This window comes from Maribacter forsetii DSM 18668 (genome assembly GCF_000744105.1).
GTDB classification, from domain to species: Bacteria; Bacteroidota; Bacteroidia; order Flavobacteriales; family Flavobacteriaceae; genus Maribacter; species Maribacter forsetii.
In genome coordinates this window covers 3,718,694-3,733,567 of the sequence record NZ_JQLH01000001.1, presented here as the reverse complement: position 1 = coordinate 3,733,567, position 14,874 = coordinate 3,718,694, and the positions used below count along the sequence as shown (strand labels likewise).

At 35.9% G+C, this 14,874-nt stretch carries 11 protein-coding genes; 7 read left to right on the top strand and 4 right to left on the bottom strand.

What is annotated here, in order from left to right:
- The first annotated feature begins 20 nt into the window (after positions 1–20).
- Positions 21–2,447, top strand: coding sequence for a sodium-translocating pyrophosphatase (locus P177_RS15895; protein WP_036156325.1), 2,427 nt, complete (start codon positions 21–23; stop codon positions 2,445–2,447).
- Positions 2,448–2,506: 59 nt separating this feature from the next.
- Here the strand turns inward: P177_RS15895 and P177_RS15890 are convergent, their stop codons facing one another.
- Complete coding sequence (locus P177_RS15890; protein ID WP_036156323.1) at positions 2,507–3,214, bottom strand: energy transducer TonB; 708 nt, start codon at positions 3,212–3,214, stop codon at positions 2,507–2,509.
- A gap of 235 nt (positions 3,215–3,449) precedes the next feature.
- On the opposite strand from P177_RS15890, the gene P177_RS15885 reads away from it, so the two are divergent.
- Positions 3,450–4,451: an App1 family protein gene (locus P177_RS15885; protein ID WP_036156321.1), complete on the top strand. Its 1,002-nt coding sequence runs from the start codon at positions 3,450–3,452 to the stop codon at positions 4,449–4,451.
- A 2-nt stretch (positions 4,452–4,453) separates the two neighbouring features.
- Here P177_RS15885 and P177_RS15880 read toward each other — a convergent pair whose 3' ends face one another.
- From P177_RS15880 to P177_RS15870, 3 genes are read right to left on the bottom strand one after another with little or no spacing between them, the layout of a single operon-like run.
- Positions 4,454–5,056 (bottom strand): aminotransferase class IV, encoded by a 603-nt coding sequence (locus P177_RS15880; RefSeq protein WP_051941875.1) that lies wholly within the window; start codon positions 5,054–5,056, stop codon positions 4,454–4,456.
- Entirely contained in the window at positions 5,040–6,014 is a 975-nt protein-coding gene (locus tag P177_RS15875) for an aminodeoxychorismate synthase component I (protein ID WP_051941874.1), read from the bottom strand. The genes P177_RS15880 and P177_RS15875 overlap by 17 nt, the downstream gene beginning before the upstream one ends.
- Positions 6,015–6,040: 26 nt before the next feature.
- On the bottom strand, positions 6,041–6,655 hold the full coding sequence (locus tag P177_RS15870; RefSeq protein ID WP_036156319.1) for a deoxynucleoside kinase: 615 nt from the start codon (positions 6,653–6,655) through the stop codon (positions 6,041–6,043).
- 194 nt (positions 6,656–6,849) lie between these two features.
- Here P177_RS15870 and P177_RS15865 point away from each other — a divergent pair, with 194 nt between their 5' ends.
- From P177_RS15865 to P177_RS15845, 5 genes are all read left to right on the top strand, one after another.
- The gene (locus P177_RS15865) at positions 6,850–7,707 is read left to right on the top strand and encodes a GLPGLI family protein (protein WP_036156317.1); all 858 of its coding nucleotides are present in this window, start codon (positions 6,850–6,852) and stop codon (positions 7,705–7,707) included.
- A gap of 39 nt (positions 7,708–7,746) precedes the next feature.
- Positions 7,747–10,425: a TonB-dependent receptor gene (locus P177_RS15860; RefSeq protein WP_036156315.1), complete on the top strand. Its 2,679-nt coding sequence runs from the start codon at positions 7,747–7,749 to the stop codon at positions 10,423–10,425.
- A gap of 258 nt (positions 10,426–10,683) precedes the next feature.
- The gene (gene metK, locus P177_RS15855) at positions 10,684–11,940 is read left to right on the top strand and encodes a methionine adenosyltransferase (protein WP_036156314.1); all 1,257 of its coding nucleotides are present in this window, start codon (positions 10,684–10,686) and stop codon (positions 11,938–11,940) included.
- A 345-nt stretch (positions 11,941–12,285) separates the two neighbouring features.
- Positions 12,286–12,483 carry a hypothetical protein gene (locus tag P177_RS15850; protein WP_036156312.1) on the top strand — a complete coding sequence of 66 codons (198 nt, stop codon included), beginning with the start codon at positions 12,286–12,288 and terminating at the stop codon, positions 12,481–12,483.
- A 385-nt stretch (positions 12,484–12,868) separates the two neighbouring features.
- On the top strand, positions 12,869–14,812 hold the full coding sequence (locus P177_RS15845) for a CocE/NonD family hydrolase (RefSeq protein WP_036156310.1): 1,944 nt from the start codon (positions 12,869–12,871) through the stop codon (positions 14,810–14,812).
- Positions 14,813–14,874 lie beyond the last annotated feature (62 nt).

Here is a 14,874-nt window from a genome sequence, read left to right as displayed (position 1 = left end):
AACAACTAACAATAGATTAAATGGAGTCAATGATGATTTACATGCCAATTCTTATGGCAGTACTAGGCCTAATTTACATGGGCATTAAAAGGTCTTGGGTGATGAAACAACACGCCGGAGATGGAAAAATGAAAGAAATATCGGATTACATTTACGAGGGTGCCTTAGCCTTTTTAAGTGCAGAATATAAGCTTTTGGCTGTATTCGTTGTAATCGTAAGTGTTCTGCTTGCTATCGTTTCTTTTGTAGTGCCCACAACACATATGCTAATTGTGGTCGCATTTATTTTTGGAGCTATATTTTCTGCATATGCGGGTAATATAGGTATGAAAATAGCAACAAAAACGAATGTAAGAACAACACAAGCGGCACGCACAAGTTTGCCAAATGCCTTAAAGATATCTTTTGGCGGTGGTACCGTAATGGGGCTTGGTGTTGCTGGATTGGCGGTATTGGGACTGACCGTATTTTTTATCATATTTTTTCAATTTTTCATGGGCGGTGTTTGGACATCGACTATGGATATGACTGTCGTTCTTGAAACACTTGCAGGTTTCTCTTTAGGAGCGGAGTCAATTGCACTTTTTGCACGTGTGGGCGGTGGTATTTATACAAAAGCTGCAGATGTGGGTGCGGATTTAGTAGGTAAGGTAGAAGCGGGAATTCCTGAAGATGATCCTCGTAACCCTGCTACTATTGCAGATAATGTAGGTGATAATGTAGGTGATGTTGCTGGTATGGGTGCAGATTTGTTCGGTTCGTATGTGGCAACTGTTTTAGCGGCTATGGTTCTAGGTAACTATGTCATAAAAGATATGGGCGGTAGTATAACCGATGCCTTTGGTGGTATAGGTCCTATTTTATTACCAATGGCAATTGCAGGGGTAGGTATCATTATATCGATTATCGGTACCATGTTGGTGAAAATCAAAAGTAACGATGCAAAAGAAGCCCAAGTAATGGGTGCTTTAAATATAGGAAACTGGACATCGATTATTTTGGTTGCAGTTTCTTGTTTTGGTTTGGTAACGTGGATGTTGCCGGAAACTATGAAAATGGAATTCTTTGGTGAAGGATTAGTGGAGGTTTCAGCAATGCGTGTTTTTTATGCCACTTTAGTAGGTTTGGTAGTAGGTGCCGTTATTTCTTCGGTAACCGAATATTATACAGGATTAGGGAAGTCTCCTATCTTAAAAATAGTACAACAATCAAGTACTGGTGCCGGTACTAATATTATTGCAGGTTTGGCAACGGGTATGATTTCTACATTCCCATCGGTATTGCTATTTGCAGGTGCTATTTGGGCATCTTATGCTTTTGCAGGTTTTTACGGTGTAGCGTTGGCTGCCTCTGCAATGATGGCAACTACGGCTATGCAATTGGCAATTGATGCATTCGGTCCAATATCCGATAATGCAGGTGGTATTGCTGAAATGAGTGAGCAAGAACCTATTGTAAGAGAAAGAACGGATATTTTAGATTCAGTTGGTAACACCACTGCCGCTACAGGAAAAGGTTTTGCTATTGCTTCTGCTGCATTGACTTCTTTGGCTTTATTTGCTGCGTACGTAACTTTTACGGGAATTGATGGAATCAACATTTTCAAGGCTCCGGTATTGGCAATGTTATTTGTTGGCGGTATGGTGCCGGTAGTATTCTCTGCCTTGGCAATGAATGCGGTTGGTAAAGCAGCTATGGAAATGGTACAGGAGGTTAGGCGTCAGTTTAAGGATATACCCGGTATAATGGAAGGTACGGGTAAACCTGAATATGATAAATGTGTGGCGATATCTACACAAGCTTCATTAAAAGAAATGATGTTGCCAGGATTGTTGACTATTGGTTTTCCTTTAGTCATTGCATTCGTTCCAATGTTATTTGGAATGAACAAATTGGCAATCGCAGAAATGTTAGGTGGTTATATGGCAGGTGTAACAGTATCTGGTGTATTGTGGGCAATCTTTCAGAACAATGCTGGTGGTGCTTGGGATAATGCCAAGAAATCATTTGAGGCAGGTGTTGAGATTAATGGCGAAATGACCTATAAAGGCTCAGAGGCTCATAAGGCAGCTGTAACTGGTGATACTGTTGGTGATCCTTTTAAAGATACATCTGGACCTTCAATGAACATCTTAATTAAATTGACTTGTTTAATAGGTTTGGTAATTGCACCAATATTAGGTGGTCATGCAGAAGAAGGTGTTGCATCGTTAAATGATACGAAAGAAGTAACCATAGAAATGAATGTAGAAAGTGAAAATTTGGCGGAAGCTATTGTCACTTATTCTACTACTGTTAATGGTAAGTCTGTTACAGAAGAAGTAATTTATAATGGTACTAAGGCAGAAGTAGAAGCTCAATTGAAAGCTTTTGAAAATGCTACCGTTGAGAAAAAAGGTACAGCTACAGAAATAACTATAGAGAAAGTGGAGATTAATAAACAGTAATTTCACATTTAGAATATTAAAAACCATCAGCTTTGCTGATGGTTTTTTTGTTTTCAGAGTTATTGTAATCTGAATGTAATAGGAATTGCGAAGGAAACTTTTACAGCAGAACCTCTTTGTTTACCAGGGGTCATTTTTGGCAGTTTCGATAAGATTCTTACAGCTTCTTTTTCTAGTACATCGTGCGGACCTCTTTTTTGAATAGTGCCAATAGTACCATCATTGTTAATCATGAATGTTGTATTCACTTTGCCTTCAATGTTCATTTCTTGAGCTAATTCTGGGTAACGAAAGTTTTTACGAATATGCTTTTGCATCATGTCATTAAAACAAGCTCTTTTATCTTTTTCATTTTCACACCCTGGGAATACTGGAACTTCTTCAATGGTAATCCAATTTACTTTTACCTCTTCGGGCTCTTCTATGACCTCAAAATCTGTTGGATCTACAACTTCGGTGTCTGGTGTTATTTCAATGGCAATAACTTCAGTTTCTTCAATAGGATCATCATCTTCAATAATTTCTATTTCAGTTGGTAAAACTGGTGGTTTTGGAGGCGGAGTTACTTCTATTTCGAAAATAGGAACTTCTTCATCGTCAATTGAGTCATCAACATCGTTCAAGGCTACATCAATATCATAGATAGGGTCAAATGATTTCCATTCTAATGCGGTGTACACCATACCTAATACTAATAGTAGTCCGACAACAAAGAACATTCCGCTCTTTTTATTCAGGTCTTTTTGTGGATTCTTTTTTGGTCTCATAATGTTTAAATTTTAGACTTGCGTACACAAGTGGGTTATTATTCATGTTTGCTTGTCTAAAACTATGGTAATACTATAGGTTTTAAAACGAGTAATGAGTTAACACTGCTTTTGGGTGAGTGAAACCGACTTTCGCTAAAAACGCAGGCGGAGAATGGATGATTGTGAACGTTTAATTCGATAATTTTTGAAATAAAAATTTTAAAGGTTGTTGAAAGACCGTAATTTTAACGTCATGGGTATTTTTAAAAAAGATAAACTTCAAATCATTAATTTTCAGTCCTACGGTAGTGCTAATCGTTTGTATGTAAGGGGTAGGGCAATTGAAGATGAAAATATCGATTTGGATCAAAAAGGTTTTTTTAATTTAATTAAGAATACATGGAAGCGTTTTGAAACCGATGAAATTAAAAATGCTCCTTTAAAAATTACATTTTCTAACGGTGAAACAGTAGAGGGAGCTACTGATGGTGATGGTTATTATCTAATTGATGAGAATATAGAGGGGCTTCAAGATTTGGCAAATGATGAGGGATGGGTAAAATTTGAGTTATCGTTTGGCAATACAAATTTAAAAAGAGAGATACTTCTGCAAAATCGTTTTCCCGGTGAAATGCTAATACCATGTAAGCAAGCCAAATTTGGGGTAATCAGTGATATTGATGATACCATTTTACATACGGGAGTAGTGTCTTCTTTAAAATGGAAGGTCATTATAAACACAATGTTTAAAAGAGCTACTAAGCGGTCTCAGTTAGAAGGAGCATCGGATTTTTATACAAAACTACATCAGGGTAAAACAGGAAACGAGGCAAATCCTATTTTTTATGTGAGTCATAGTCCTTGGAATTTGTATAGGTATCTTGAACTTTTCTTAAAGACCAATAATTTTCCTAAAGGTCCGGTTTTGCTCCGTAGCATGGCGAGTTTTAAAATGAGGAAGAAGAGTGATGAAAAGCCACAGAAGCAAAAAGAAATCAGTAATTTATTAAAATCCTATCCAGAATTACCTTTTATATTAATTGGTGATAGTGGTGAAAAAGATGGTGATATTTATCAAGAGATATCCATGCTTTTTCCGGGTAGAATAAAAGCTATTTATTTACGTAGTGTCAACCACAGCAAAAGAATGGCACGTATTGAAAATCTATTTGCAGACTTTAAAGATATACCTTTTTTAATGGTCAATAAAACAGCTGAAGCTATTGATCACGCAAAGAAAAACGGTTTTATATGATTTTATCCCCTATTAATCTTTGTAATAGGTACCCATCTGGTTTCATCAAAATCATTTAGGGCATTAATCAATTGAAAGCTGTCAAAATTTTGTATAACAGCTTCTGAAATTCTTTTTTCCGTAATCTTATTTTCATCCAATAATCTAGCTCTACAGGTGCCTTCAAGTAGTGGAGTTGCTGGAGTTACAATCTGTTTACTGTCCTTAAGTAGAATGTTGGCATAAGAAGTGTCTGTAACAAGTCCGTTTTTAATAATTAAAACATCGTCAAAGTCTCCTTTTTGCTTATAGAGGTTGTTCAATTTTTTACGGTTGTTCCTTTTTACGTTGTAAGATATGGTGTCATCGCTTACTAGCTTGAGCGAAGAAGGTATACTGTTTTCATATTCAGAAAAGGAGAATCGCGTGCCATGTTGCTTGTAGCCTATGCGCAGTTTGTATTTTAAATTAGGGTCTAAATTGGTCAAATGTATGCCATCGAACAAAGAATACGTAGGGTGGGTTTTATATTGTTGCATATAAGACCTTCTAAATCTAGCCTCGTGATAATGTGCATTTTTAATTTGACTATTTTCTATACAAACAGATTCAAATAATGGGTACATATATTTTTTCTAAAAGTTCTTGATATTCATCTTCCATCTCGCTGAGGTGGGTAATTCCGCCACCACTTTTGTAAACAAGATTACCGTCTATTTTTTCAATAAATCTAATACTAACTGCACTATCTACCTGTTGTCCATCAAATACGCCAAAGATACCGGTGTAGAATCCTCTGGGTGCAATTTCCGCCTTAGAAATAATCTCCAAGGTTTTCTTTTTAGGTGCTCCGCTAATAGATCCTGCGGGTAATGTTTTTAGTAATAAAGAGGCAAATTCATTTTTCCAGTTGTCAGGTAATTCCCCTTGTATTTCAGTACTGGTTTGCAAAAGTTCTTGATTCCCTTTTTTAATGGTATCTACAAATCTAAATTTATTGACCCTAATTTTTTTAGCTATCATGGAAAGGTCGTTTCGTATAAGGTCTACAATGGTATTATGTTCGTACAATTCCTTTTTATTGGAAAGTAAAAGTTCTTTTGCATTGGGCACGTTACTATTGATAGTGCCTTTCATTGGGTAAGAAAAAATCTTTCCATCTTTTACTTTTAGATAGCATTCCGGAGAAAAAACAACAAATTTATCTTTGTATAAAAGCTTGTACGGAGCATGTGCTTTTTGATAAATATCATCTAAATTTACAGTGGTGTCAAGTGCCGTAGGAAAGGTAAGATTTAGCAAAAAGCTATTGCCTGTATTTAGTTCGTGCTTAACGGTCGTAAATGCCTTCTCATAAATTTCTTTAGAAACCAATGTAGGATTTAAGTCGAAATTGGAGATTTCAGGTGAGGTTTTGATAAGGTTTTCATCATTACCATTGCCCTTGATATTGAAATAGATATTTTCGTCTGCCGCTTCTTCAAAAGTATAAACCTGTTTTACCTTTTTTTCAAAATCTATAATAAAGAAAAACGGAATTTCATCTTGAAGAAAGCTTGTCACTTTATTTTCAAAATTTTCCAATGGTTTCGGGCTTTGCGAAATTGAACTTAAAATAGACCGTTTATTTGAGCGTCAATTTTATTAAGTATACTACCTAAATCTTCAGGGCTGTCAACAAAATCTAAATCGTCAACATCGATAATCAATAGATTGCCTTTGTTATACCCATGTATCCAAGCTTCGTAGCGCTCGTTCAAACGGCTTAAGTAGTCAATTGAAATCGTGTTTTCATATTCTCTTCCTCTCTTATGTATTTGTTTTACCAAGTTAGGTATGGAGCTACGTAAGTAGATAAGAAGATCTGGTGGATCAACCAAGGTCTCCATCAGTTCAAACAAACTAGAGTAGTTTTGAAAATCTCTATTGGTCATAAGACCCATGGCGTGTAAGTTGGGTGCAAAAATATGTGCATCCTCGTAAATGGTTCTATCCTGTATAATTTCCTTACCGCTTTCTTTGATTTGTAGAATTTGTCTATATCTACTATTTAAAAAGTAAATCTGAAGGTTAAAACTCCAGCGTTCCATTTGGTTGTAAAAATCATCTAAATATGGGTTCTCGACTACATCTTCAAAATGAGGTTCCCATTTATAATGTTTTGCAAGTAATCTGGTTAGGGTAGTTTTCCCGGCACCTATATTTCCGGCAACTGCTATGTGCATAGAATTAAATTGATTAATGGTTGTGTTCTTGTTCTATAAGAATATTAGATGGTACAAGATACAAGATAACTACAGGAAGTAAAAACATATTTGATGTATGGCATAAAAATAATTACCTGAATTCAATTATTAACAATAATCGATTAAACCAAAAGCAAAAAATAATGTCATACTTCTATATTTAATTCTAGAACATGATAAGATTTAAGTGGTTTATAGCATTTACAATAGTTTTTACGGTCGCTACCGTGCAAGCGCAAGATTTTCAAGGTAAGGCCGTGTACCAGAGTAAAACTCAGGTGAATTTTGATTTTGGTAATAGAAATATACCAGAGGATAGAAAAAAGGCTATGATGGAGCGCATAAAAAAGGCAAATGAAAAAACCTTTGTGCTCAGTTTTGATAAAACAGCATCTATTTATAAGGAGGAAGAAAAATTAGAGCAACCAGGTGAAAGAGGTGGTGGTCGTGGTCCGCGTTTTGGAGCTATGGCCGGTACTGATGGTGATTTGTATAAGGATATTAAAGAGCAACGTTATTTGATAAAAAATGAGCTGCTAGGTAAAATATTCTTGATCGATGATGAGCTGGAAGCCTTAGAGTGGAAAATGGGTAGCGAATCTAAGAAAATTGGAAATTATACTGCTTTTAAGGCAACAGCAACTAAGACCATTAAACGACCAAATATGAGTGCTATTTTCAGAAGACCGGGTAGGGGAGAAGAAAATAAAGATGAAGAGAAGAAAGACGAAGAATTTACGATTAAGGAAGTAGAAATTGTAGCGTGGTATACACCAGAAATTCCAATAAATCAAGGTCCTGGACTTTATTGGGGGCTGCCGGGTTTAATATTAGCGGTAAATGATGATATTACTACAATTGTATGCTCAGAAATTACAATGAATCCTTCTGAGAAAATGGAAATAAAAGCTCCAAGTAAAGGAAAAAAGGTATCCCAAGCAGAGTATGATCAAATCTCTCAAGAAAAGATGAAAGAAATGCGAGAGAATTTCAGAAACCGTGGCGGTCGTGGTGGCGGTAGACCAAATTAAATAAGTACTTCATAATTCATTCTTTTTTATAGCTTTCACATGAGAAATAAAGTGCTTTTTATACTATTGTTACTAGTGGCAACAATTGGTTCATCTCAAGAAATATCGTTGTCAGGTACCGTAAAAGATAGCTTGGGAGTTGGTGTAGATATGGCAAATGTAATTGCTATAAATACAGCGACACAAGGATTGGAATCTTACGGAATTACCAACCATGCGGGACTCTTTAAATTGAAATTGAAAACAGGGGAACAGTATACGGTAAAAGTCACTTACCTAGGCTTTAAACCAGAATCGTTCACATTTACTGCTGGTGAGCAAGATGCTGTCAAAGATATAATGATGCAAGAGCAGGCGGCACAATTAGATGAGGTAGATGTTACCTATGAGATGCCGGTTTCGGTTAAGGGTGATACCATTGTGTATGATACAGATGCCTTTGTTTCCGGTACAGAAAAGAAGTTGAAAGATGTTTTAGAAAACCTTCCAGGAATTGAAATAAACGATGATGGTCAAATAGAGGTAGAAGGTAAGACCGTGAGCAAGGTCATGGTAGAAGGCAAGGATTTTTTTGATGGCGATACCAAATTGGCGGTAGAGAACATTCCGGCGAATGCCTTAAGTAAGGTTGAGGTATTGCGTAATTTCAATGAGGTTTCTCAAATGAAAGGATTGACCAATGATGACGATAATGTGGCTTTAAATATAAAGCTGAAAGAGGGAAAAAAGAATTTTTGGTTCGGAGAAATAACGGCAGGCTATGGACCTGATGATCGCTATTTGGCTCATCCGAAGTTATTTTACTACAGTCCAAAATACAGTATAAATATCATCACCGATTTAAACAATATTGGTGAAGTTCCATTTACCCGTAACGATTATCGAAATTTTACAGGCGGATTCAGAAATTTGAATTCAAGAGGAGGAAGCTCCATTTCTACCGGTGCGGATGCTTTAGGACTTTCTTCTGCACAGAACAATAGGGCTAATGATATTGATACCAAATTTGCAGCAGCTAATTTTAGTTATGCGCCAATGGATGGTTTGGATTTAAGCGGATTTGGAATTTATTCTTACACCGGTACGCTCATGAAATCTGAAGGAACTACGTCTTATATTGCCAGTAATGATATTGAAAGTACGACTACGAATACAGACCAGACCATACATTTAGGTTTGGCAAAGTTGAGTGCGAAATACAAACCTAATGAAGATTTTCAGTTAGATTATGATGCATTGCTAAAACAGTCAGATGACACAGAGGAAGTCAATGTACTTTCCATTTCCTCTATTACCGATGAAATTGACGAAGTAAAAAAGCAAAAACCCTTATCTGTAAATCAGAATTTAAATATCTACTACACTTTAAACGAGAAAAATATATTTGCGGTAGAGGCGCAATATTTATATGCCGATGAAGATCCTTTTTATGAAGCAATACGAAACGAATTTGCTTTTGTTGATATTTTCCCGGTGGATGAAGCTCAGGATTTGTATAATATCAATCAGGCTAAATCGGTCGTGACCAATAAGGTCGATGCCAAGGTAGATTATTATAGGGTTTTGGGTACAAAGAGTAACATCAATCTAACATTAGGTACTACCCAAAGTAATCAGAATTTCAATTCTAACATTTTTCAGATATTAGATAATGAAGATGTGTTAAATATGAGCGGAGATGAATTTGGTAATGAAGTAGCCTTTCATGTTTCTGATATTTATGCAGGTCTACATTATAAAGTTATTTCGGGCATATTTACTTTTAATCCTGGTGTAACCTTACATCAGTTCAATGTAAAGAATGAACAATTAGGAACTGTCGTAGAAGATAACTTAACGTCTTTATTGCCAGATGTATATATTAATGCACAACTGAAGAAATCTGAAAATCTACGTTTCAATTATCGAGTAACTAGATCATTTACAGATGTCAGTAATTTTGCACAAGGGTATGTGCTTAATAATTATAACTCGCTCTACAGTGGTAATCGTGATTTAGAAAGTGCGTTGAATCATAATGTATCGTTTAATTTTTTCAGCTTTAATATGTTCAATTTCACTAATATTTTTGCTAACGTGGCGTATACCAAAAGAATAGATGCCTTAAAAAGTGGAGTGAATATTATAGGGATTAATAGGGTAAGTAGTACTATCAACTCTAATTTTGATGATGAGTCTTTAACCGCAAGCGGAAAATATGAACGTACCTTTGGTAAAATAAAGGCATCTGTTCAAGGTAATTTGGGATGGTCTACCACCAATAACTTGGTTGATGATACGCAACGTACCTCAAACTCATTAACGCAGAATTATAATGCAGCACTTTCCACTAATTTCAAAGACGCTCCTAATTTAGAATTAGGCTATAGGTATACTATAAATAATTACGAGAATGGAGATTTAGAAACCACATTTTTTACCAGCAGACCTTATGCTCGTTTTGATGCCAGTTTTTTAAAGAACTTCATATTTACGGTAGATTATGATTACTATAATTATACAGACGATGCCAACACAATCTCTAATACCTACAGTTTTTTAGAATCTGACTTAACATATCAGAAGAAAGATAGTCGATGGGAATACGGTATAAAAGGAACTAATTTATTGAATACGAATACGTTGAATAGAGATAGTACCAACGAATTATATTTTAGTACACAAGCTTATTTTGTACAACCTAGATATGTACTGTTGTCGGTAAAGTATGACCTTTAAAGAAGACACTTAAAGAGTGATATTTATGAATTCTTTTAAATGAGTCAATAAATAACATCATATTAAGAATTGAACAGAACATTTTTTCTATTTTTGCATCTGAATAAAAAAAGAGGAGGGATTTGACTGATTGCAACCTCTGTTTTAACCTTAGGGTATAAAGCGAAAAAAATGCTAAAGCAGTTGATGTTGATATCGTATCGCATCACACTTCTTTTCGGCATTCATTCAAATCCTTTTTAGAATTAAAAGATTGTTATGCCATATTTATTTACATCAGAATCTGTTAGTGAAGGACATCCGGACAAAGTTGCGGATCAAATCAGTGACGCGTTATTAGATAATTTTCTTGCCTTTGATCCAGAAAGTAAGGTTGCCTGTGAAACTTTGGTAACTACCGGTCAAGTTGTTTTGGCAGGTGAAGTAAAAAGCGGTACCTATTTAGATGTACAGAACATTGCCCGTGAGGTCATCAATAAAATAGGATATACAAAAGGAGAATATCAATTTAGTGGAGATTCTTGTGGAGTAATATCGTTGATACACGAGCAGTCTCAAGATATTAGCCAAGGTGTAGACCGTGGTTCAAAAGAAGAGCAAGGTGCAGGTGATCAAGGTATGATGTTTGGTTACGCAACTAGTGAGACCGAGAACTACATGCCGTTAGCTTTGGATATATCGCACAAAATTCTGCACACATTAGCAGAATTACGTCGTGAAGGAAAAGAAATTGCATATTTAAGACCAGATGCCAAGGCACAGGTTACTATAGAATATTCAGATGCCAACGAGCCAATTCGTATAGATACAATTGTAGTATCTACACAACACGATGCTTTTGATACGGATGACGAGAAAATGTTAGCGAAAATAAAGTCTGATATTATTTCAATTTTAATCCCAAAAGTAAAAGCACAATTACCAGTAGAAACTCAGAAGTTGTTTGATGATCAGATCAAGTATCATATTAACCCAACAGGTAAGTTTGTGATTGGTGGTCCTCATGGCGATACCGGTTTAACAGGTCGTAAGATTATTGTTGATACTTACGGTGGTAAAGGAGCTCACGGTGGTGGTGCTTTTAGTGGTAAGGATCCAAGTAAGGTAGACCGTAGTGCCGCTTATGCAGCGCGTCATGCAGCTAAGAATTTGGTAGCTGCAGGTGTAGCAACCGAAATTCTGGTGCAAGTAAGTTATGCCATTGGTGTAGTAGAACCTACCTCTATTTTTGTTGATACCTATGGTACTTCTAAAGTAGGCTTAAGTGATGGTGAAATTGCCAAGAAAGTAGCGGAGTTGTTTGATATGAGACCTTTTGCTATTGAAGATAGATTGAAGCTAAGAAACCCAATTTACTTGGAAACTGCAGCCTATGGTCATATGGGTAAGCAACCAACTATGGTAACTAAGGTTTTTGAATCGCCATATAACGGGCGTATAGAAAAAGAAGTGGAATTGTTCACTTGGGAAAAATTAGATAAAGTAGCAGAGATAAAGTCAGCCTTTGGTCTTTAGTTATAGCACTGTTCCATAAATAAATAAGAAGCTCCTTTAAAGGAGCTTTTTTTATGCGGTGATTTTTACCTCACAAGCCAATTAACACCCCTTCACAACAAGTTAGGATGGTTTGACCACAAAATCTATTTTGTAGGAAAAGGATTACATATATTTGAAGTGTAATAAATAGAGAATTCCAAATCTCGCCACCTACAAAAGATGAAATATATACTAGTTGTACAAACAAAAAACGGACAGAAACAAGTTCAAGTTGAAGCCCCAAAAGTCAGCTTAATTTTAAATCTGTTTAAGGTATTGAATCTTTGAAAACCTATTAAAGTAATAACTTAACCTACGAATGCCATGTCATTACCCCACAGAATCGCTCTAGCTTTTTTGGCTTGCATAATATTACAATCTTGCTCAAAAGAAACCGACCTAATTTCTGAGTATGTTGTTTTAGATGCTACAAAAACCGAATATCGTTCGGTAAAAATCACCTCGGATTTTGAAAATAAAAAATCTGAAGAAACAGTTGCATTGATTCCTTTTTCTGATTAAATTCCATGCCACTAAACACTAACCAAATGAAAAAACAATTACTCCAAGAAACTACTGTTCAAGAATATAAAGGTGATTTTTTTACTGGCATACTTATGCTTGTAAGAAAGTTGTTCATGATATAATCTTGTTCGCAATTGCTTCATAAATGCTGTTTTTAGATAGCATTTATGAGCAATTTCCCATTATTTATTACAGCGTTTATTTTTAAATTTTATTAAGCTTCCATCTAATTTGGTTTTGCATGGTAACTAGACTATGATGCAATTTGGCATACTTTTGCTCATGTAATCAAATAACGCAACATTTTCCTGCGTCTACCTATCTATAAACCTTCAGAAATCGAGTAAACTTTCTTAGCTTTAAGAATTCAAATTCTTAAGACATGCCAAAGATTACCATCAAACACCTTTTTGCCTTTATTTTATTGGCTACAGCGATTGTTTCCTGTAGAAAAACAGCTCCTAAAGTAGCAGAAGCTGAGGTTTCTGAAACATATGTGGAAGAAAATTACACCAAAAAAGAAGTAGATATCACCATGCGTGACGGTATTAAGCTTCACACTACAATTTACTCGCCCAAGGATACCTCAAAAGAATATCCTATTATCATGCAACGAACTCCTTATAGTTCGCAACCTTACGGTGAAGGTAATTTTAAATCGAAGATTGCACCTAATATTCACATGATGCAAGATGGCTACATTGTGGTCTACCAAGATGTACGTGGTCGTTGGTTAAGTGAGGGTCATTATGAAAACATGCGCGCTTTTAATCCAGATAAAGAAACGGAAAAAGATATTGACGAAAGTTCAGATACGTATGATACCATAGACTGGTTGGTAAACAATGTAGAAAACAATAATGGCAATGTGGGTATATGGGGAATTTCATATCCTGGTTATTATTCTACGTATGCCGTTGTAGATGCACACCCGGCATTAAAAGCAGCGTCTCCTCAGGCAAGTATTGCCGATTTCTTTTTTGATGATTTTCACCATAACGGAGCCTATTTGTTGAGCTACTTTAGGGCAACATCATTATTTGGTACACCAAGGCCAGATGGTGATAAACCTATAGATACAGCGTGGTATACACTGCCGGATTTACCTACTGAAGATCAGTACCAGTTCTTTTTAGATGAAGGTCCGTTAAAAAACTTAGATCGCTTCTTTGAATACGAAACTGCCGATACGCCACGTATGGCAAAAGAAGGTGTTACAGATGATTATTTCTGGAACGAACTTAAAGAGCACCCTAACTATGATGAAATGTGGCAAAGCAAAGGTTTGATTCAGCATTTAAAAGATGTAAAGCCTACCGTGGCAACAATGGTTGTTGCTGGTGAGTTTGATGCCGAAGATTTGTACGGACCTTTGGAAACCTATAAGAATATTGAAAAACACAATGCCGATAATTACAATACTTTAGTTTTTGGACCATGGGATCACGGCGGATGGGCGCGAAGAAAAGGGCAGAATATTGTGGGTAATTATTATTTTGGTGATGGAATTTCAGAATTTTTTCAAGAAAATATTGAAACTAAATTTTTTGACCATTTCTTAAAAGGAGATGGGGATAAAAATAGCGGATTACCCGAAGCCTATGTTTTTGATACCGGTAAAAAAGATTGGAAAACGTATGATACGTGGCCACCAGCAGGAGTTGTTAAAAAAGACATGTACTTATCTTCAGACCAAGAACTGACCTTTGAGCCAAAAGCAGTTGAAGAAGTTAAATTCATTAGTGATATTAAAAAACCGGTTCCATATTCAGAAGATATTAAAACGGTATTTACCCCAAGAAAATACATGACAGATGATCAGCGTTTTGCGGCTCGCCGTGGTGATGTGTTGGTATTTGAAACCGAAGTGATGGAAAATGATCTGACTTTGGCAGGTGATATTCTAGCGAAGCTAAAAGTAGCCACTACGGGAACTGCTGCAGATTGGATCGTAAAAATCATTGATGTACACCCTGCCGATGAGCCAGCGTATGAAGGCATGCAAGATCACTTGAAAATGAGCAACTATCATTTAATGGTACGTAGCGAGGTATTGAGAGGTAGATTTAGAAATAGTTTTGCAGAGCCAGAGCCATTTGTGGCTAATGAAAAGACCGATGTCAACATAAAGTTACAAGACGTTTTCCACACCATTAAAAAAGGGCATAAGCTACAAGTACAAGTACAGAGTACGTGGTTTCCTTTAATAGATTTAAATCCGCAGACCTATGTAGATAATATCTTTAAAGCAGATGAGTCCGATTTTAAAACGCAAACCCATACGGTTTTTACAGATTCTAGTATTGAGTTTTCTGTGTTGGAGTAGAGTTGTGTATTTATATCATCATAGGTATAGATGAATACTGAATTATTCTTACTTTTAGTACT